At 55.0% G+C, this 19,986-nt stretch carries 16 protein-coding genes; 3 read left to right on the top strand and 13 right to left on the bottom strand.

Annotation, left to right across the window (positions count from 1 at the left end; all coding sequences use genetic code 11):
- Nucleotides 1-228 precede the first annotated feature (228 nt).
- A complete protein-coding gene (locus tag HCX89_RS20530) occupies nt 229-723 on the bottom strand; it encodes a Dps family protein (RefSeq protein WP_025009901.1) in 495 nt (164 codons plus the stop codon).
- Nucleotides 724-1,309: 586 nt separating this feature from the next.
- On the opposite strand from HCX89_RS20530, the gene HCX89_RS23040 reads away from it, so the two are divergent.
- Nucleotides 1,310-2,623, top strand: coding sequence for a PAS domain-containing methyl-accepting chemotaxis protein (locus HCX89_RS23040; RefSeq protein ID WP_217351540.1), 1,314 nt, complete (start codon nt 1,310-1,312; stop codon nt 2,621-2,623).
- 98 nt (nt 2,624-2,721) lie between these two features.
- On the opposite strand, the gene HCX89_RS20520 is transcribed toward HCX89_RS23040, so the two are convergent.
- From HCX89_RS20520 to HCX89_RS20465, 12 genes are all read right to left on the bottom strand, one after another.
- Nucleotides 2,722-4,842, bottom strand: coding sequence for a methyl-accepting chemotaxis protein (locus HCX89_RS20520; protein ID WP_028780685.1), 2,121 nt, complete (start codon nt 4,840-4,842; stop codon nt 2,722-2,724).
- 378 nt (nt 4,843-5,220) lie between these two features.
- Nucleotides 5,221-6,492, bottom strand: a complete 1,272-nt coding sequence (gene gabT / locus HCX89_RS20515; RefSeq protein WP_025887874.1) for a 4-aminobutyrate--2-oxoglutarate transaminase — start codon at nt 6,490-6,492, stop codon at nt 5,221-5,223.
- Between the two features lie 47 nt (nt 6,493-6,539).
- Complete coding sequence (gene gabD / locus HCX89_RS20510; protein ID WP_167717220.1) at nt 6,540-7,982, bottom strand: NADP-dependent succinate-semialdehyde dehydrogenase; 1,443 nt, start codon at nt 7,980-7,982, stop codon at nt 6,540-6,542.
- Nucleotides 7,983-8,028: 46 nt separating this feature from the next.
- A complete protein-coding gene (locus HCX89_RS20505; RefSeq protein WP_025009897.1) occupies nt 8,029-9,315 on the bottom strand; it encodes an FAD-binding oxidoreductase in 1,287 nt (428 codons plus the stop codon).
- Nucleotides 9,316-9,480: 165 nt separating this feature from the next.
- The gene (locus HCX89_RS20500) at nt 9,481-10,296 is read right to left on the bottom strand and encodes an ABC transporter permease subunit (protein ID WP_025009896.1); all 816 of its coding nucleotides are present in this window, start codon (nt 10,294-10,296) and stop codon (nt 9,481-9,483) included.
- Nucleotides 10,293-11,192, bottom strand: a complete 900-nt coding sequence (locus HCX89_RS20495) for an ABC transporter permease subunit (protein ID WP_037436682.1) — start codon at nt 11,190-11,192, stop codon at nt 10,293-10,295. Before HCX89_RS20495 ends, HCX89_RS20500 begins: the two co-directional genes overlap by 4 nt.
- Nucleotides 11,189-12,325 carry a polyamine ABC transporter ATP-binding protein gene (gene potA / locus HCX89_RS20490; protein WP_025009894.1) on the bottom strand — a complete coding sequence of 379 codons (1,137 nt, stop codon included), beginning with the start codon at nt 12,323-12,325 and terminating at the stop codon, nt 11,189-11,191. Before potA ends, HCX89_RS20495 begins: the two co-directional genes overlap by 4 nt.
- Before the next feature lie 118 nt (nt 12,326-12,443).
- Complete coding sequence (locus tag HCX89_RS20485; protein WP_025009893.1) at nt 12,444-13,541, bottom strand: polyamine ABC transporter substrate-binding protein; 1,098 nt, start codon at nt 13,539-13,541, stop codon at nt 12,444-12,446.
- Nucleotides 13,542-13,696: 155 nt separating this feature from the next.
- On the bottom strand, nt 13,697-15,070 hold the full coding sequence (locus HCX89_RS20480) for an aspartate aminotransferase family protein (RefSeq protein ID WP_167717218.1): 1,374 nt from the start codon (nt 15,068-15,070) through the stop codon (nt 13,697-13,699).
- A 10-nt stretch (nt 15,071-15,080) separates the two neighbouring features.
- Nucleotides 15,081-16,430, bottom strand: a complete 1,350-nt coding sequence (locus HCX89_RS20475; protein ID WP_028780689.1) for a glutamine synthetase family protein — start codon at nt 16,428-16,430, stop codon at nt 15,081-15,083.
- Nucleotide 16,431: 1 nt separating this feature from the next.
- On the bottom strand, nt 16,432-17,196 hold the full coding sequence (locus tag HCX89_RS20470) for a gamma-glutamyl-gamma-aminobutyrate hydrolase family protein (RefSeq protein ID WP_028780690.1): 765 nt from the start codon (nt 17,194-17,196) through the stop codon (nt 16,432-16,434).
- Nucleotides 17,197-17,565: 369 nt separating this feature from the next.
- Complete coding sequence (locus tag HCX89_RS20465; protein ID WP_028780691.1) at nt 17,566-18,114, bottom strand: cupin domain-containing protein; 549 nt, start codon at nt 18,112-18,114, stop codon at nt 17,566-17,568.
- A gap of 209 nt (nt 18,115-18,323) precedes the next feature.
- Here HCX89_RS20465 and HCX89_RS20460 point away from each other — a divergent pair, with 209 nt between their 5' ends.
- Both HCX89_RS20460 and HCX89_RS20455 read left to right on the top strand, forming a co-directional pair.
- Nucleotides 18,324-19,631 (top strand): FAD-binding oxidoreductase, encoded by a 1,308-nt coding sequence (locus tag HCX89_RS20460; RefSeq protein ID WP_167717225.1) that lies wholly within the window; start codon nt 18,324-18,326, stop codon nt 19,629-19,631.
- 87 nt (nt 19,632-19,718) lie between these two features.
- The gene (locus HCX89_RS20455; protein WP_071238081.1) at nt 19,719-19,940 is read left to right on the top strand and encodes a hypothetical protein; all 222 of its coding nucleotides are present in this window, start codon (nt 19,719-19,721) and stop codon (nt 19,938-19,940) included.
- Nucleotides 19,941-19,986: the final 46 nt, after the last annotated feature.

Below are 19,986 nucleotides of genomic sequence, written 5' to 3'. Positions count from 1 at the left end.
CACCTTGAGAAAGGCACTTAAGCCTTGAATAAATAGCGCCAAACGACTTGGCGTTGCGGCAAGGAGGCAAAGGCTGCAAGAGTGGCTCCCCATCAACATGGGCAAACTATGTGATTGGGATGAACGAAGATTGCCAACACAACTGCCACTTCAAGTTAGCAAGAGTAAAAAAGCCGCCCCTGGAGCACTCCGGGGCGGCTTTTTGATGCGTAGCGCCTAGCGTTTAGGCTATTCCTCCAGCAAGCTACGCAGCATCCAGGCAGTCTTTTCGTGGACTTCCAGTCTACGGGTGAGCAGATCGGCGCTCGGCTGATCATTGGCCTTGTCGATAACGGGGAACAGGGCTCTGGCGGTGCGGGCCGTGGCCTCCTGGGCTTCGACCAGGTGCAATATCATCTCATTGGCAGAGGGCACACCTTCCACTTCCTTGATGGATGCCAGACGCACAAACTCCTTATAAGTCCCCGGCGCCGGATACCCCAAGGCGCGGATCCGCTCGGCGATTTCATCCAGCGCATTCCATTGCTCCGTGTATTGCTCCATAAACATCAGATGCAGGCTGTTGAACTGCGGCCCTTTGACGTTCCAATGGAAATTATGGGTCATCAGATACAGGGTATAACTGTCGGCCAGCAGCGCAGAAAGCCCCGCGACAATTTTTTTACGATCCGCATCAGAGATACCTATATCTATGGTGGGTGCCTTGACTTTCTTGGTTGCCATATACACTCCTTTTGCTTGTTGGCGATAGCCGCGCTCAATGGCGACTAAAGATAAAATAGCCATAACAGAGTGGGATCTTATGCCCGGGCAAACTGTGATAAATATCACAACTTACTAAACTGTAGCGGCTCAAAGCCCAAAGGAGTTCTCTTTATCAAGCAGGAAAACAGCTTTTTAACCGATTGATTTTCATAATCAAACATACATGTCCCTTGCGATAACCCCTTGTAACCGATTTGCCAAGTTCCCAATAGAAGCCAGACAAGGCAATCCGGGCCCCTCTTTGCCGGCCAGAGCTTATATTCAGAGAAACTCGCGATCACTTTTCCCCAGCTTGACATCTTATGTTCATTAAAAGCTGATAGCCTGCCGGCGAGTCTTATTTCTTGAGCGCCTCTGCACAGGAGTAACTTTGGCTTCATCCACGCCTTTTACTCTGCCACGCTTATGCTACCTTTCACTGAAGCTATAATAAGTTAAAGCTGCAGCCCTGCATCCGGAATGACAACTGCGAAATGGATTCTCGCCTCAGAATACGAGCCGACAGCAAGCTGCCGACTAAACCTAACAAATGGGGATCTGTTTTATGTTTTTTAATAAATCGTCCAAACAAGCCCTGGCACAATGTCAATTGCAGCTGTCCAAGCAACTGGCAACTGTGCAAGCCATAGAGCAGTCGCTTGCCTGTGTGGTATTCACGCCCGATGGCACTGTGATAGAAGCCAATCTCCTGTTTGCCGAGTTGTTTGGCCTGGAGCATGAGAAGCTCAAAGGCATGCCACACAAAACCTTGTGTCAGGCCGATTATGCCGCCTCAACCCAGTACCGCAGTTTTTGGGAACAGCTCAGGCAAGGAAAAGCCGCTGCCGGGGTGTTTGAACGTCGCCACGCAGATGGCAGCAGCATTTATTTGCAGGCCACCTATTTCCCCGTGTTTGAGCAGGGTAAAGTCACCCGCGTCATGAAGATTGCCGCCGATGTCACCAACAGCCAAATGGAAACCGACACTCAAAAAGCCGTGGCCAACGCCCTGGATAACTCCCAGGCGATTATCGAGTTTGATCCCAAAGGTAATATCATTGAAGCCAACGCCAATTTTCTCGACGTCATGGGCTATACCCGGGCCGAACTGAAGGGGCAACACCACAAGCTGTTTTGTGACGAGGCCTTCTACCGGGAACACCCCCATTTTTGGGAAGAGCTCAACAAGGGCCAGTTCAAGTCCGGGCTGTTTAAACGCTTCAATAAGCTGGGGCAAACCGTCTGGCTTGAGGCCAGCTATAACCCCATACGCAATCCCGCCGGTAAGGTGATCAAGGTGATTAAGTTTGCCAGTGATATCACCGCCAGGATAGAAAAGTCCCAGGCGATTAAGGAAGCGGCCGAAATAGCCCACAGCACGGCGCTGAATACCGGTGCCACAGTCGAGCAGGCGATAGACAGGCTGGACAGGGTAACCGCCACCTCCAACAGCATAGCGTCTCAGGTGCAGCAGGCCTCAGAGGCGATAGCTCAGCTCAATGAACAGTCACGCAATATCCAGGCGATAGTCTCGACCATCAGCGCCATCGCCGAACAGACCAACCTGTTGGCGCTCAATGCCGCGATTGAAGCGGCCCGCGCCGGTGAGCAAGGACGGGGGTTTGCCGTCGTCGCTGATGAAGTCAGACAACTGGCGGCCCGCACCAGTGAGTCCACCAAGGAGATAGGCTCTGTCGTCAGTCAAAATGGTCAGCTCACAGACAAGGCCACCCGGGAAATGGCGGCGGTGGCCGAGGCGGCCAACCAGGGTAAGACCCAGTTACAGGAAGTCGCAGACGTAATGGGCGCGATTCTCGACGGAGCCCGCAATGTGGTCGATACTGTCGCGTCCCTGTCTGATGAACATCACAGGCATTGATCCGAAGGCGTGGTTCGCAACAAATGGCCCAAGTCCTTTGCAAGAAGCACAATGCAGTAGACGGGTATGTAAGCCTCGAGGACTTATTAGCATCTTCCTTAGGTCTTGAGTCTATCCAATTGATCGTTTTGGCTGTCCACCAACTGTGCCAGCGTCTGACTGCTCTGCTCCGCCTCACCGGCCAGACGCGCCAGTTCGGCCGCCGAGTCTGAGATGCCGGTGATATTCTTGTTCACCTCTTCGGTGACAGCGCTTTGCTCCTCGGCCGCCGTGGCTATATGGGTGATCTGCGCCGAGATCTGATCCAGCTGGCTGACCATAAGATTCAGAGCACTGAGTGCCTGCTCTGTTTGCGACACGGCGTTTTTGGCCTGCTCCACTCCGCGCTCAATAATATTGGAGGCGCTGCCCACTTCCTGCTGCAGTGACTCGATTAGACGACCAATATCCAGAGTCGAGCTCTGGGTCTTGGAAGCCAGCGCCCTCACCTCATCTGCTACCACGGCGAAACCTCGGCCCTGATCGCCGGCGCGGGCCGCTTCAATCGCCGCATTGAGCGCCAACAGATTGGTTTGTTCGGCGATGGCGCTGATCACTTCCAGAATGCTGCTGATGTTATTGCTGCTCTCCGCCACCTTGGCGACGGCGGCCTTAGCCTGCATCGACTCACTGGACATGGTATTGACGTAATCCATCGCCTTGTTGAGGCTGGTTTCACTGTCGCGGACATTGACCGCCATGGACTCAGTTTCGGATGCCGTCTGCTCCGAAGCCTTGGCCACTTCATGGGCCGTGGCGCTCATCTGGTTGACCGCGGCCACCACACTCTCTATCTCACTGTATTGGCGATTGACACTGTCCAGTGTCTGGCGGGCAATTTCTGCCGTGGTTTGGCCCTCATCACGGGAGCGTCCGGCAAGCATTTTCAGCTCACGGATAAGCTCCCTGAGTTTGAGAATAAAGGCGTTTACCCCGGCGCCAAGGGCGATAAGCTCGGCGTGGGAAGTCACCTGAATGCTTTGGGTCAGGTCGCCTTCGGCACTGGCCAGATTCTCAACCCGGGATTGAATGCTCTTGAGCGGTGCCAATATGCTGCGGATCACCAAAGCTATGGCCAGTACCGCCAGCACAGAAACCAAGACGCCAACCCCGAGCAGCAAGCTGCCCAATTCGGTGGCCATCACTGTCATCTCTTCACTGAGCTTGGCCACGGGCGCGAAGGCGTCCACCTTGGGCACTTCAATCAACAGCGACCAGCGACTACCGGAAAGAGGAATGTCGATGCGGTGTGCGACCACTATGTCATTGTCCGTCAACATAAAGCCCTCGCCGCCGGCCAGGGCCACCATTTTGGCGGCCAGCTCAGGGGCGACAGACTCGGCCAGTGGCCGCGCCTTCTTGCTGTAATGACTGGCAGCCACCACCAGCCCCTTGCTGCTGAGCAGAGTGACCTTGGCCTTGCCCTGATAGAGCGACTGCGACAGTTGATCGATCAGTTTCTGAAATACCGGTAGGTTGACATCCACCCCGACAATACCGGCAAACTTGCCATCGCGCAGCGCCGGTACAGTCAAGGAGGTCATCAACTCATTGTTGCCCGGAGCTATCTCATACAGGTAGGGCTCCATCAGGCAGGGCTTGAGGGTGTCTTTACCGCACAGATACCACTCGGCCTCGCGAATGCCAAACTCGTTAAGCGTGGCGACATACTTCTCCTCGGCATCGTCCACCTGGTGTTGCTCAATGCTGCCGTCGTTATTGCGGGTAAAGTAGATCTCCAGCGACCCGGCGCCGGGCACACTGTGTTTGCTCGCTTGCTGTTGATACTGCCAATCCTGGCCGTCGTATCCATCGGGCTCAAACTGGGCATAGATGGAGGAAACCTGGCTGTTTTTTCTGAGCACCGCCTCGACGGTTGTCTGCACTTCTTCCCGGGTCATGGGATCCCGCTCAGAGGTCAGCTCCAGAATCCCCGCCAATGACCAGGGAATGCGGTAGGCCTCATCAATAAAACCGGCGACTTTCTCACCGTATTGGGCCGCACTGGCCTCGAGCTTATCGCGGATCTCCAGCTCCAGCGTCTGCTGCACCTCTGCCGACAGACGTTGGTTTTGATCCGACAGAGACCACCAGAGACTGATGGAGAGAATGGCCACTGTTATGAGAAACAGCGCCGAAGTTATCCAGAGAAGTTTGGTTCCGATGGAGAGTTGCTTCATCCAAGGCTCCTGATAGCGGCGGGCGCAATGCGCTTGTAAATGAAAGGTTAACAGCTACAAAGATAGCACCATGGACTCTCCCTGTCTCAATCTACTAGCACTTATGGGTTATTTTTACCAAGTAAAGTGCCAATAAGCCTTCGCGGCACTCTGGCTTGCACTGCCATTGGCGCTGCTGAGCTTGCCGATAAGTCATTTCGTCTTTTCCATTTGCGCGGCAACGGCCGATTAAAGGCAAGGGAACAACCCCACTGAGTTCGCTTGGTACTTGTTACCATTACTCTCTCCCAAAAGAAGTCTGGAAAGTGTCAACTGTATTCCGGATGGGTCACAGACATAAAAAAGGGAAGCGCTGGGCTTCCCTATCATCCTTCTGGCTCAACTACGCAGTTGCCGGAAACACTCGGCAATAATCTCCAGCCCCTGCTGCAGATCCCTGTCACTGACGGTCAAAGGCACCAAGAGACGCAGCACATTGCCATAAGTGCCACAGGAAAGCAGGATAAGACCGCGCTCCCGCGCCAAGGTAAGGACTCGGGCGCAATACTCGGGCTTCGGCACACCGTCTTCAACCAGCTCCATGGCCACCATGGCGCCCAGGCCGCGAACATCGGCAATAAAGTCGTACTCCTGTTGCAGCTTGCCAAGCGCCTCTTTAATGACAGTGCCCACCTGGTTGGCCCGCGCCAGCAGCTGTTCCTTCTCGAAGGTTTCTATCACCGCCAGGGCGGCAGCGCAGGCAAGCGGATTGCCGCCATAGGTGCCTCCCAAACCGCCGGGGCCTATGGCATCCATCATCTCGGCCCGGCCGGTAATGCCGGAGAGCGGGAAACCACCGGCAATGGACTTGGCAAAAGTCGTGATATCGGCGGCAACACCCATCTGCTCCATGGCAAAGAAGGTGCCGGTACGGCCGGCGCCCGTCTGCACCTCATCGGCAATCAGCACTATCCCTTCCTTGTCACACAGCTTGCGCAGCCGCGCCATAAACTCGGGGGATGCGGCATAGAAGCCGCCCTCGCCCTGCACCGGCTCGAGAATAATGGCGGCAATATCCGCCGGCTCGGCATCATTCTTGAAAATCTGCTCGATGGACTTCATCGCATCGTCGTCACTCACACCATGCAGCGCGCAGGGATACTGGGCGCGAAACACGTTGGCCTGCATCAGCCCCATGCCCTTACTGTAGGGCGCCACTTTGCCGGTGAGCGCCAGCGTTGCCATGGTGCGGCCATGATAGCCTGAGGTAAAGGCGATGACGCCGCTGCGTTTGGTATAGGCCCTGGCGACCTTGAGGGCATTTTCCACCGCCTCCGAGCCACTGGTAAACAACGCCGACTTCTTGGCGAAATCCCCGGGGACCAGGGCGTTGAGCTTCTCGCAGACGGCCACATAACTCTCATAGCCCAGCACCATAAAACAGGTATGGGAGAAGTCTTCCAACTGGCGGGCAACCGCCTGCTTGACTCTGGGATGCAGGTGCCCGGTATTGAGCACGGCTATGCCACCGGCAAAGTCCAGATATTCGCGGCCCTCGACGTCCCATACCCGGGCATTTTCCGCCCGTTCCACAAACACAGGGTGTATCTGTCCCACACCCGGTGCCACTGCGGCCTGGCGCCGCACCATCAGAGAGTCATTGCTTATCATCCTGCTATCCTCTGTTGTTGTCCCGGCATCGCCGGGACATGGGTTAATCAGACCGAGAGGCAGAGATACTTGATCTCCAGATATTCCTCTATGCCGTATTTAGAGCCTTCCCGTCCCAACCCCGAGGCCTTGATGCCACCAAAAGGCGCTACTTCGTTGGAGATAAGCCCGGTATTGATCCCCACCATGCCGTATTCCAGCGCCTCGGCAACTTTCCAGACTCTGGAGATATCCCTGGCGTAGAAATAGGCCGCCAAGCCGAACTCGGTATCGTTGGCCATGGCGATCACTTCATCGACACTATCGAAGCGGAACAGCGGCGCCAGCGGGCCAAAGGTTTCCTCTTTGGCAACCCGCATGCTGCCATTCACCTCGGTCAAAATAGTGGGCTCGAAGAAGTTACCGCCCAGCGCCCGGCCGCCTGTCTTGACCCTGGCGCCTTTGGAGACGGCATCCTCGAGATGAGCCTGCACCTTTTTCACCGCATTCTTGTCGATAAGTGGCCCTGTGGTAATGCCGGACTCTGTGCCGATACCCACCTTGAGCTCGGCCACTTTGGCGGCCAGCTTTTCGCTAAAAGCATCGTAAACGGACGACTGCACATAGATGCGGTTGGCGCAGACGCAGGTCTGGCCGGCATTGCGATACTTGGAGATCATCGCCCCTTCTACCGCAGCATCCAGATCGGCATCGTCAAACACGATAAAGGGCGCGTTGCCGCCGAGCTCCAGTGACAGTTTCTTCAGGGTGACGGCGCATTGCTGCATCAGATGGATGCCCACGCCGGTCGAGCCGGTGAAAGACAGCTTACGCACCACGGCGCTGTCGCAAAGGGTATTGCCTATCGCCTTGGCATCGCCGGTGATCACGCTGAAGACGCCGGGAGGAATGCCGGCTTCAATCGCCAGGTAGGCCAGCGCCAGAGCGGTAAAAGGGGTCTGCGGCGCCGGTTTGACTATCATGGTGCAACCGGCCGCCAGTGCAGGACCCGCCTTACGGGTGATCATCGCCGCCGGGAAGTTCCAGGGCGTAATGGCCGCAGTCACGCCCACGGGCTGCTTGATCACCAACAGGCGCTTGTCCTGTTGATGGCCGGGGATAGTATCGCCGTAAACCCGCTTGCCCTCTTCGGCAAACCACTCGATAAAGGAAGCGGCATAAGTGACCTCACCGCGGGCTTCTGCCAGAGGCTTACCCTGCTCTGTGGTCATCAGCAGCGCCAAGTCATCGGCGTGTTGGTTGATAAGCTCGAACCAGCGTTTGAGAATGGTGCTGCGCTCTTTGGCGGTCAACGCCCGCCAGGCCGGAAGAGCCCGCTCGGCGGCATCTATGGCTCTGTGGGTTTCAAATGCGCCCATCTCGGGCACACTGCCGATACGCTCGCCGGTGGCCGGATTGAAAATATTGACCTTCTTGCCTGAGTCTGCGTCCAGCCACTGGCCTTCGATATAGGCTTGTTCACGCAGCAGCTCACTCTGATTAAGTTTCATTGCGACTCCTTTAAATGGGCGCCAAGCGCCCTTGTACGGATAGGCATCAAATACCCAGTTTGTCCCTCAGGCTGTAATACCAGGCGCCGAGCGCAGAAAAGGGGACTCGCAGGGCATGTCCGCCGGGAAATGGATAATGGGGCAGGCTGGCAAAGGCATCGAAACGCTCCGCCTGTCCGGTCAGCACCTCGGCAATCAACTTGCCCGCCAGGTGGGTATAAGTCACCCCATGACCACTGCAGCCCTGGGAGTAATAGATGTTGCTGCCAATCCTGCCGACCTGAGGCAAACGGGAGAGTGTCAGCAGAAAGTTGCCTGTCCAGGTGTAGTCGATACGGACCCCTTTCAATTGGGGGAAGGTCTTGAGCAGCTTGGGCAGGATAATCGCTTTGATATTCTCCGGATCTCGGGCGCCGTACACTACACCGCCACCATAGATCAGGCGTTTGTCGGCCGACAGGCGGAAATAATCCAGCAGATAGTTACAGTCCTCGACGCAGTAGTCCTGCGGCAACAGACTGTGGGCCAACTCTTCACCCAAGGGTTCTGTCGTGATTACCTGGGTACCGCAAGGCATGGATTTGGCAGCAAGTTGGGGCAGCAGTTTGCCAAGATAGGCATTTCCTGCCACCACCACAAACCTGGCCTTAACCTGGCCATTGGCGGTATGTACTATAGGGTACTCCCCTTCGTCGATACGTACTACGGCCGAATCCTCAAAAATTTTTCCACCGAGAGATTCCACCGCCCTCGCCTCACCCAGCGCCAGGTTCAGCGGATGGATATGGCCACCACTCTTGTCCAGCAAGCCGCCGATATAACGGTCTGTATTGACCACCTGGCGAATGCCGGCATCATCCAACAACTGCAGCTGTTCTGTGTGGCCATATCGCTCCCAGAGGGCTTTTTGCTGCTGCAGATGCCCCATCTGTTTGCGGTTGATGGCAGCAAATACCCCGCCGTTTTTGAGGTCACAATCTATCTGGTATTTTTCGATGCGTTCGCGGATGATGCGGCCGCCCTCGAAGGCCATTTCGCCAAAGAGCTTGGCCTGCGCCTTACCGACAGTGCTTTCTATCACATCGAGATCGCGGCTGTAGCTGTTGACTATCTGGCCACCGTTGCGGCCCGAGGCGCCCCAGCCCACTCTAGCCGCTTCCAATACCACCACCTTGAAACCGGCCTCCAACAGGTGCAGCGCCGAGCTAAGCCCGGTATAACCGGCCCCAATCACACAGACATCGGTTTCCAGCACCTCGCTTAAGCTGTTGCGTTCACGGGTGTCATTGGCCGAATCGGCATAATAAGAGGAGGTGTGGGCAGTGGCAGTCATGGTTAATCCAGCCTTTTATGTTTGTTATTTTTAACACTTGCATAATCCTACACAGTTAAATCGACTAAAACCAGTAGAAAACACATTATAAAACACACTTTGTTCAAAATTTAAAACACATAAAGAAAATAGCGGCGGTGGCTGTCACAGCCAACCGCCTAATTGTTATTCCTCTGTTTGTCTGCTGCGGCGTTCGGCTCGGCGCGCCAGATACCAGGACAGGAAAGCGATCAGGGATACCACCAGAATGATCAGTGTCGCCAGGGCGTTGATCTTGGGGGACACCCCGAGCCGCACCGAGGAGAACACCACCATAGGCAGTGTAGTGGCGCCAGGCCCCGAGGCGAAGCTGGCAATCACCAGGTCGTCCAGCGACAGGCTGAACGACAACAGCCAACCCGCCATCAGCGCCGGGGCTATCATGGGCACAGTTATCAGGAAGAAGGTCTTCAGCGGTGTCGCCCCCAGATCCATCGCCGCCTCTTCAATAGAGAGATCCAACTCCCTGAGGCGCGATGACACCACCACGGCCACATAGGCGGCGCAGAAGGTGGAGTGAGCAATCCAGACTGTCATCCTGCCCCTCTCAGCCGGCCAGCCGAGCAGATCCGACATATGCACAAACAGCAACATCAGCGACAGACCCGTGATCACCTCGGGCATAACCAAGGGCGCCGTAATCATGTTCGACAGCGTCAGCTTGGCCCAGGAGCGACGAAAGCGTGTCATCACAAAGGCCGCCATAGTGCCTATGATCACCGCCATGGTCGAACTGTAGAAGGCGATTTGCAAACTGGTCCAGACCGCATCCAGTATCTGCTGATCGGCAAACAGCTCGGCGTACCACTTGGCGGAAAAGCCACCCCAGACAGTTACCAGTTTGGAGGCGTTGAAAGAGTAGAAAATCAGAATAAACATGGGGGCATACAGAAACACCAGCCCAATCCATAACATCAGGGTCGAGAAACTCAGCTTCTTCATATCTCTTTCTCCAGACTGCGGCTCTGATAGCGATGGAACAGGGTGATGGGCACAATCAGCAGCACCAGCATCACTATCGCCAGCGATGAAGCCACCGGCCAGTCACGGTTGTTGAAGAACTCCTGCCACAGCACCTTACCTATCATCAGCGAGTCCGGACCGCCGAGCAGCTCGGGGATCACAAACTCCCCCACGGCCGGAATAAACACCAGCATGGAACCGGCAATAACGCCGCTCTTGGACAGGGGCAGCGTCACTTTCCAGAAGGTATTGAGACTGCGGGAGCCGAGATCCGCCGCGGCTTCCAGCAGGCTGACATCCAGCTTCACCAAGGTGGCGTACAGCGGCAGTATCATAAAGGGCAGATACGCATAGATGATGCCGATATACACCGCCAGATTGGTATTGAGCATCTGCAGCGGCTCATCAACAATCCCAAGCCCCAGCAGCAGGTTATTGATAAGCCCTGTGTTACTCAAAATCCCCATCCAGGCGTAGACCCGAATAAGAAATGAGGTCCAGGAGGGTAACATCACCAACAATAGCAGCACTGTCTGCAACCTGGCCGGCGCCCGGGCAATGGCATAGGCCATGGGATACCCCAGCAGCAGACAGCCTAGGGTGGAAACCAGCGCCATCTTGAGCGAGTTGAGATAGGCCGAGTAGTACATGGAGTCGCTGAGCAGCAACAGATAGTTACTCAGGTTGATAAATACCTGCAGCACTTCGTCGGCATACTGAAAACTTGGCTCATAGGGCGGAATGGCAATCGCCGCGGTGGAAAAGCTTATCTTCAATACTATGGCGAACGGCAGCGCGAAAAACAGCAGCAACCACAGATAGGGAAAGCCTATGGTCAGGTGGCGGCCTTTGAATCCTAACTTGAGCTTCTTCATGATCTTAACACCACGCCACTGGTGTCCTCCCAGCTGATATAGACTTCATCATCCCAGGTGGGGTGATCGGCGCGGCGTTCACGGTTGGTCATGCTGCACTGGACTATCTGACCATTGCCAAGGCGAATGTAATACACGGAGAAACCACCGAGATAGGCGATATCGTGAACTATGCCCTTGGCCCAGTTATATTGCTCTTCGGGCTGCTCACGGCTTATCAGGGTTTTTTCTGGCCTGACCGCCAACCAGACATGCTTGTCCTCGACACTGGTAGACACCCCATAACCCACGTAAAACGCCTGGTTCAGGCTCTCTGATTGAATGATCACATGGTCCACCTCATCGGCGGTGATCTCCCCCTCAAACAGATTCACTGTGCCGATAAACTCGGCAATCATCCGGCTGTTGGGGCTTTCATAGATATCCATAGGCGAGCCGGTCTGGGCTATCCAGCCATCGCTCATGATGGCAATCCGCTCGGCCATGGTCATGGCTTCTTCCTGATCATGGGTAACCATGACGCAGGTCACCCCCACCCGCTCGAGAATTTCCACCACTTCAAGCTGCATCTGGGTCCGCAGTTTTTTATCCAGCGCTCCCATGGGCTCGTCCAGCAACAGGAGTTTCGGCCGCTTGGCCAAAGAACGGGCCAACGCCACCCGCTGGCGCTGACCGCCGGAAAGTTGATGCGGCTTGCGGCGGGCATATTTTTCCATATGCACCAGCTTGAGCATCTCCTGCACCCGCTGCTCGATTTCAGCCTTGGGTAACTTGTCCTGCTTGAGGCCGAAGGCGATATTCTGCGCCACCGTCATATGGGGAAACAGGGCGTAGGATTGGAACATCATATTGATGGGGCGTTCATAGGGCGGCAGGTGGGTAATGTCCTGACCATCGAGAAAAATGCGTCCTTCGGTAGGCTTTTCAAAACCGGCCAACATTCTCAAAAGAGTCGACTTGCCTGAGCCTGAGCCGCCGAGCAAAGCAAAGATCTCGCCCTTGTTGATGGTCAGCGACACATCATCCACGGCGCGAACATCGTCAAAGAGCTTGCTGACCCGCTCGATTTTGAGCAGCACTTCATCCTGGGTTTTATTATTGGGTTTGACAGGAATGCCCGAGGTGATTGCCATAATACTTCTCCGCAAAATACCAAATGGGCGGCTCAGCGGCCGCCGCTGGTGGAACGAGTAAAGTTTGCCTGTACTACGCAATCAGACAATGAAGGGGCACCTGGCCCCTGAGTTATTGTTATTGGCCGGATTTAACCTTGGTCCAAACCCGGGTCAGGGCCCGCTGGGCCTTGAGTGGACGAATTTCCCCCACATACAGGTTGTCCAAAGTTGCCTGTGGTGGATAGATGCCGGGATCGTTGCGGATAGACTCATCCACCAGTTTCTGTGCCGGTACATTGGGGTTGGCGTAGGAAACATAGTTGGAGATGGGGGCTATCACTTCCGGCCTGAGCAGGTAGTTGATAAAGGTCAGCGCATTGTCGACATTGCCGGCGTCGGCAGGAATAGCCAACATATCGAACCACAGGTTGGCGCCTTCCTTGGGAATGGCATAGGCAATCTTGTTGCCGTTACCTGCCTCATCGGCGCGAGTAGCCGCCTGGAGGATATCGCCGGAGAAACCGAAGGCGACACAGATATCACCATTGGCCAGATCCGAGATATAACGCGATGAGTGGAAATAGGTGATATAAGGCCGTATCTTGGCCAGCACTTCACCGGCCTTGTCAAAGTCGGACGCCTTGGTACTGTTGGGATCCAATCCCAGATAGATCAGCGCTTGCGGCACCATATCATCGGCCGAGTCCAGCATGGACATGCCGCAGGATGACAGCTTCTCGGCATACTTGGGGTTGAACATCAGTTCGAGCGAATCTGTGGGAGCATCCTCTCCCAGCAGCTCTTTTACCTTGGCGACGTTATAGCCTATACCGTTGGTGCCCCAGAGGTAAGGCACGGCATACTGATTGCCCGGATCGGCCTTCTCCAGCTGTTTCATCAACTGGGGATCCAGATTCTGATAGTTGCTCAGCTTGCTTTTATCCAGAGGCTTAAAGGCCCCGGCCTTGATCTGCTTGGCAAGAAAGTTGTTCGAAGGCACGACAATGTCATAACCGGAGCGGCCGGAAAGCAGTTTGGCTTCAACTACTTCGTTGCTGTCAAACACGTCATAGATCACCCGGATCCCGGTTTCCTTCTGGAAGTTGGCCAGGGTATCTTCGGCGATATAGTCACTCCAGTTATACACCCGGACGACTTCTTCGGCCTGGGCCGTGGCAGCGGCCGCAAGACCTCCCAACAGTGCCACAGACGTTACTTTGGTCAATAGCTTCATGCTCTCTCCTTTTACGGGTAGCAGCGGTTGTAACCCGCCTTCAATTGTTAACTTATTGTCATTGTTATTAGTGTCACCAATGCTACTCCCTAAAACCCGCATCGGCGCCTTGGCAGCAAGGTATATCATGCCCTTACCGCCAATGGCAGGCAATCTTAGTCGTTCAATTTTCGTACGCTTGCGTAGGTCATATCGAGCGCTTGTTTCGCCTTTGTTACCAATTCATCGATTTGAGCCTGGGTTATCACCAGGGGTGGCGCGATGATCATAGTGTCTCCCACCGCCCGCATCACCAAGCCACTGGCGATGGAATGCTCCCGGCACTGAGTGCCTACCCCTAGCTCGGCAGCAAAGCGCTGATGACTCGCCTTATCTGCGACCAGTTCCAGCGCGGCCACCATGCCAACGCCGCGCACCTCACCCACCAGCGGATGCTGGGCCAAGACTTCCCGCAGCCGCTGCTGCAGATAAGGCGCGGTTTCCTCGGCCACTTTGGCGACTATGTTTTCCTGCTTCATCAGGCGTAAGTTTTCCAGTGCCACAGCGGCACTGAGTGGATGGCCCGAATAAGTGTAGCCGTGAGCAAATTCACCGCCCTTATCCAGCGCATCGGCGACTTTATCCGACACTATCACTCCGCCCATGGGGGCGTAGCCCGAAGTCATCCCCTTGGCTATGGTGATAAGATCCGGCGCAAGATCGTAATACTCGGCGGCAAAGTAACAGCCGGTGCGGCCAAAGCCGGTGATCACTTCATCGAGGATGAACAATATGTCGTACTTGGCGAGGATCTTTTTGATCTCCGGCCAATAGCTGTCCGGCGGGACTATCACGCCGCCGGCGCCCTGAATAGGCTCGGCAATAAAGGCCGCCACCTTGTCTTCACCCAGCTCGAGGATCTTGCTTTCAAGCTCGCGGGCGCAGCGAATGCCAAACTCTTCGGCAGACAGTTCCTGGCCTTCGCCATACCAGTAAGGTTGGGCGATGTGGACTATGCCGGGAATGGGCAAATCGCCCTGGGCATGCATACCACTCATGCCACCAAGACTGGCACCGGCAACTGTGGAACCGTGATAGGCATTGTAGCGCGAGATAATGGTTTTCTTCTCCGGCTTGCCCTGGATGTCCCAGTAATGACGCACCAGGCGCAAGTTGGTGTCATTGGCCTCTGAGCCAGAGCCGGTGAAGAACACCTTGTTCATATGAGGTGGTGCCAGCGCGGCTATCTCGGCGGCCAGTTCAATCGCCGGCGGGTGGCTGCACTGAAAGAAGCTGTTGTAGTAAGGCAATTCCAGCAACTGATGTGCCGCCACATCGGCGATGGAACGCAGGCCATAGCCCATGTTGACGCACCAGAGTCCGGCCATGCCATCGAGAATTTGATTGCCCTGTGAATCCCAGATATAGACACCATCGGCGCGGGTAATCACCCGCCCGCCTGCCTGTTTCAACGCCTTGGGATCGGTAAATGGATGCAAGTGGTGGGCATGGTCCTTGGCCTGCCAGCTTTGGGTCTGTTGTGATTTCATCTCTCCCTCCTTAGACAGTCAGCAGCAGGAATTCCCGCTCCCAGGAACTCACCACCCGGCGAAAATTCTCAAGCTCGGCGCGCTTGACCGCGACAAAACCTGTGGTGAAATCTTCCCCCAGATATTTACGGCAATATTGGCTCTCTTCCATCATGGCCATTGCCTCTTCCAGCGTCTGCGGCAAAGAGATCCCCGAGCGGTCTTCGTTGGCCCGGCCCTGCACCGGCGTCGAAGGCTTCACGTCTTCAACTATTCCCAAATAGCCGCACAACAAGCTGGCGGCAATGGCCAGATAGGCGTTGGCATCGGCCCCCGGGATGCGGTTTTCAATGCGGCGGTTTTGCGGTGAAGACTCGGGGATCCTCAGGCCACAGGTGCGATTCTCCTCGCCCCACTCCAGATTGACCGGTGCCGAGGTGCCCGGCAGGAAGCGGCGGAATGAGTTGACGTTGGGCGCCATCAGCGGCAGAAATTCCGGCATAAAGCGCTGCAGCCCGCCGATATAACTGAGAAAGTTCTGGCTCATGGTACCGTCTTCGCGGGTGAAGATATTCTTGCCGGTTTCCTTGTCGATAACGCTCTGATGCAGGTGCATGGCGCTGCCAGGCTCATTGGTCACAGGCTTGGCCATAAAGGTGGCGCAGACGCCGTGCTTGAGGGCAGCCTCCCTCAGGGTGCGTTTGAACACAAACACCTGATCCGCCAGCGCCAGTGGATTGCCGTGGCTGAAGTTGATCTCCATCTGCGCCGTGCCTTCCTCGTGGATCAGGGTATCGATATCCAGCTCCTGCGCCTCACACCAGTCGTACATATCCTCAAACAGGGGGTCATACTCATTGGCGGCATCGATGGAGAAGGACTGACGTCCGGATTCGGCTCGGCCGGAACGACCAACCGGGGGCTTGAGTGGCAGATCGGGATCGTCACTGCGACTGGTGAGATAAAACTCCATCTCGGGGGCAATCACAGGCTCCCAGCCCTTGTCTTCATAGAGCTTGAGCACTTTTTTCAATACGTTGCGCGGCGACAGCTCCAGCGGATTGCCCATCTTGTCATAGGTATCGTGGATCACCTGAGCCGTGGCCTCCAGGGTCCAGGGCAACATAAAGACCGCGTTTTCATCGGGCACGCAGACAAAGTCGATATCGGCGCTGTTGAGCAGGCCATAGTAGGCCTCATCATCGACATAATCGCCGGTCACGGTTTGCAGCAGCACACTCTCGGGCAGCCGCATGCCCTTTTCATCGATAAACTTGTCTACCGGGGCAATTTTACCGCGGGCGATACCTGTCATATCGCAGATAACACATTCAACTTCGGTTATTTTTTGTTCTTTTAAGAAGGCTTCAAGCTTATTCATATTATTTATTCCGCTGTTGCGCCCTAAGACTGCAAGCCTCCCCAAAGGCCTTAAAAATTGCGCTGTAGAAGGGGTTATTTCTGACCTGCCATTCCGGATGCCACTGCACTCCCAAGGCGAATGCCTTGGCGTCGGTGACAGAGAAGGCTTCAATCAGACCATCTGGAGCATGCGCTTCAGGCCGCAACCCCTGACCCAGGCGCTCCACGCCCTGAGTATGGACGGAATTAACCATCGCATGGCTACGGCCCCAGGCGTCGAAAAGCATCCCTCCAGGTTCTATGCTGACCTCGTGGGACAAGCCATACTGCACCTCCAGCGGCGCGCTCTTGTCTTCTCTGTGTTCAATAAAACCACCCACTTCATAGAGCTTCTGGTGCAAACTGCCGCCGTAAGCCACATTCATTTCCTGAAAGCCGCGGCAGATCCCGAGTACCGGCACTCCGGCCTCTATGGCAGCGCGAATTAAAGGCAAGGTAGTGTCATCCCGCTTGGGATCATGGTGGGTGCCCGGCTCGCTGGCCGGGCCTTGGTAATGATGAGGTTCAACATTGGAGGGGGAGCCGGTAAACAATATGCCGTCCAGACGTTCGAGCAGTTGTGCTATCGGGGTATCGGCCCCCAATGCCGGGATCACCAGGGGCCAGGCTCCGGCACCTTCGACCACGCCCAAGAGGTATTTCTCGCCAACAATATTGAAAGGATGCAGCCCCAACTGCTCATTGCATGCGGTTACACCCACCAACGCCATTGCTGCCTGTGCCATATCTCACCCCAAAACACTCAAATCCAGGTCTCAGTTTTGAACATTCACTAAAGCAAATGTTCATTTTTTCACACACTACACGGATTTTTTCGCACAGGCAAGAGGTTAATATCCTGTTAAACGCAGCCTCAAACTAAAATTATTTAAGCTTTTATTTTTAAATGAATATTTAAAAATCCCTTGTATTTGAGATAGGTGTAAACAAGCTTGAACAAGGCAAAAAATTGGCTTTGCATCACACTGGTTCAGCGGGCACCAATTCGGTGCACACGGGGTTATACGGTCGATATTATTTACACTTTCAGGCAAATATGCTGCCCGAAGTGAATTTACGGGCAGCAAATCGCAATCAGCAGAGGAAATGGAAGATCAAAAGTTGGCAGGAGTGGTGGCACTGACCAGATGACAGGGTTCATCGAAAGGATTGCGGAACCTGTGTGGTTGTTCGCTATTGAAATAGTAGCTGTCACCGGCCTCCAGAATAAACACCTCTTCACCGACCGTCAGTTCAAAGCGACCGGTGATCACCAGCGCCGCTTCTTCCCCTTCGTGGCGCAGCATCTCTTCCCCCGTATCGGCTCCCGGGGGATAAGTCTCCGACATCACAGACATGGCTCGGTTGGGGTAATCCCGACCAATAAGCTTGAACTCCAGTGGCCCAGTGCCTATGTCCAAAAGCTCATTGGAGCGATACACCACTTTTTGCTCGGTAGTGCCGTTTTCACCTATGGAGAAAAACTCCACCAGCGACATGGGGATCCCCGAAAGCACTTTCTTGAGTGAACTGACTGAAGGGCTGACACTGTTTTTCTCTATCATAGAGATGGTGCTGTTGGTCACCCCGGCGCGTTTAGCCAGCTCACGCTGGGACAGGCCTTTCATCTTTCTAACAGCCTTGAGGCTGGCACCTATATCCAAATCGCAAATCCCCCAAAAATCTCTTATCAGGCGGTTACAGGACACGGTCGGCAGCGGCTTCTGCACAAGGGCAACCAGGGTCCCGGTGAAATTGTTTTGTATTATATGACAAAAGCATGTTAAATAAAACGAACACTTTGAAGGCAAGAGTGCGACGACCGTCGGATGTAACCAGCCGAGCCCAAACTTATAACAAGAACGGAGCCATGATGCCAATCCAGTCCCCCATTCACAGTGACAACTATCCCGCCTCTTTTTACCATGCGACCGCCAAAGAATTGTTTCAGCATCCCAGGCTGGAAGAGTCCTTGGAAACAGATGTCTGCGTTATAGGCGCAGGCTTCAGCGGCCTCAACAGTGCCATAGAACTGGCTGAACGAGGCTTTGCAGTCACCATACTGGAAGCCAAAAAAGTGGGCTGGGGCGCCTCAGGGCGTAATGGCGGGGAGTTGATCCGCGGTATTGGCCATAATATTGAACAGTTTGAGCCCAGTATAGGTAAAGAAGGTGTACTGGCTATCAAGCAGATGGGTTTTGAAGCCGTCGATATCGTCCGGGAACGGATCGCGCAATACCAAATCGATTGCGATCTGCGCTGGGGCTACTGCGATCTGGCGCTGAAACCAAGACATATGCAGGAGCTTGAGCAGGAGCTTACCGAGCTTGAGCAACTTGGCTACCCACATAAACTCAAGCTGTTATCCAAGGAGCAGTTGCCGGAAGTCATAGGCTCTGAGCGTTATCTCGGCGCGCTCAGCGACATGGGCAGCGGCCATCTGCACCCTTTGAATCTGGCCCTCGGCGAGGCCCGTGCAGCCCGAAGCCTGGGGGTTAACATCTATGAAGACAGCGCCGCCACCGAAATCATCAAGGGCGAGCAGATACGGGTCAGGACTGAGAGAGGTGAAGTCCGTTGCCGCTATCTGATTTTGGCCGGCAATGCCTATATAGGTGCCAAACTCGAACCTCATATCGGCGGCAAGGTGCTACCGGCCGGCAGTTATCTGCTAGCGACCGAGCCCCTATCGCAAGCACTCTGCGCTGACATTATTCCGCAAAATATGGCCTTCGCCGATATGAGCATAGCACTGGACTATTTTCATCTGTCGGCCGACAACCGCCTGTTATTTGGCGGACTGTGCAACTACTCGGGCAGAGATCCCAAGGACATTTGCGCCGCGCTCAGGCCCAATATGGAAAGAGTCTTCCCGGCGCTCAAGGGCGTGAAAATAGATTATCAGTGGGGTGGCATGATAGGGATAGGCGCCAATCGTATGCCGCAGATAGGCAGGTTGCCGGATAGCCCCAACATCTATTTCGCCCAGGCCTATGCCGGGCATGGCGTCAATGCCACCCATATGGCGGGTCGTCTGCTGGCAGAAGCTATCAGTCAGCAGGCTGAGCGCTTCGATATCTTTGCCTCAATAGAGCATATGACCTTCCCGGGTGGCCCGGCGCTGCGCTCGCCCATTCTGGCGGCAGGCATGCTGTACCATAGATTCAAGGATCTATTCTGAACAAGGCTTGTCTTGAAAAGGCCTGTTTTGAAGACGAGTGTATGTTGAGTAGGGAGCCATTTTGAAAGTAAGTACAGCAAAAGCGTTGTGGCAGTCGTGAATACTCCCTTCGATATCAGCCGCATTCATACTCCGCTGGGGATTTTTCGCCTCAAAGGGGAACTGCAAGTCTCACCGCCGAAACTCGTGTGCAGGCAGCTTGAAATTCTCGGCAGCGACGGTTGGCTGGAGCTGCGAGTCGAAGATAACCACACTCAAGTGTTGCTCGATGCGCTGTTTGAACCTGTGCGTGAACATCTCAAGCCCTGAACTTAAGGAAGGTGCGAATAAGTCCTCGCGGCACTCTGGCTTACAC

The sequence above is a fragment of the Shewanella sp. Iso12 genome, from assembly GCF_012030025.1.
Classification (GTDB): Bacteria; Pseudomonadota; Gammaproteobacteria; order Enterobacterales; family Shewanellaceae; genus Shewanella; species Shewanella algae.
Note: the sequence above shows the minus strand (reverse complement) of the source record. Positions and strands in the feature narration are given on the sequence as shown.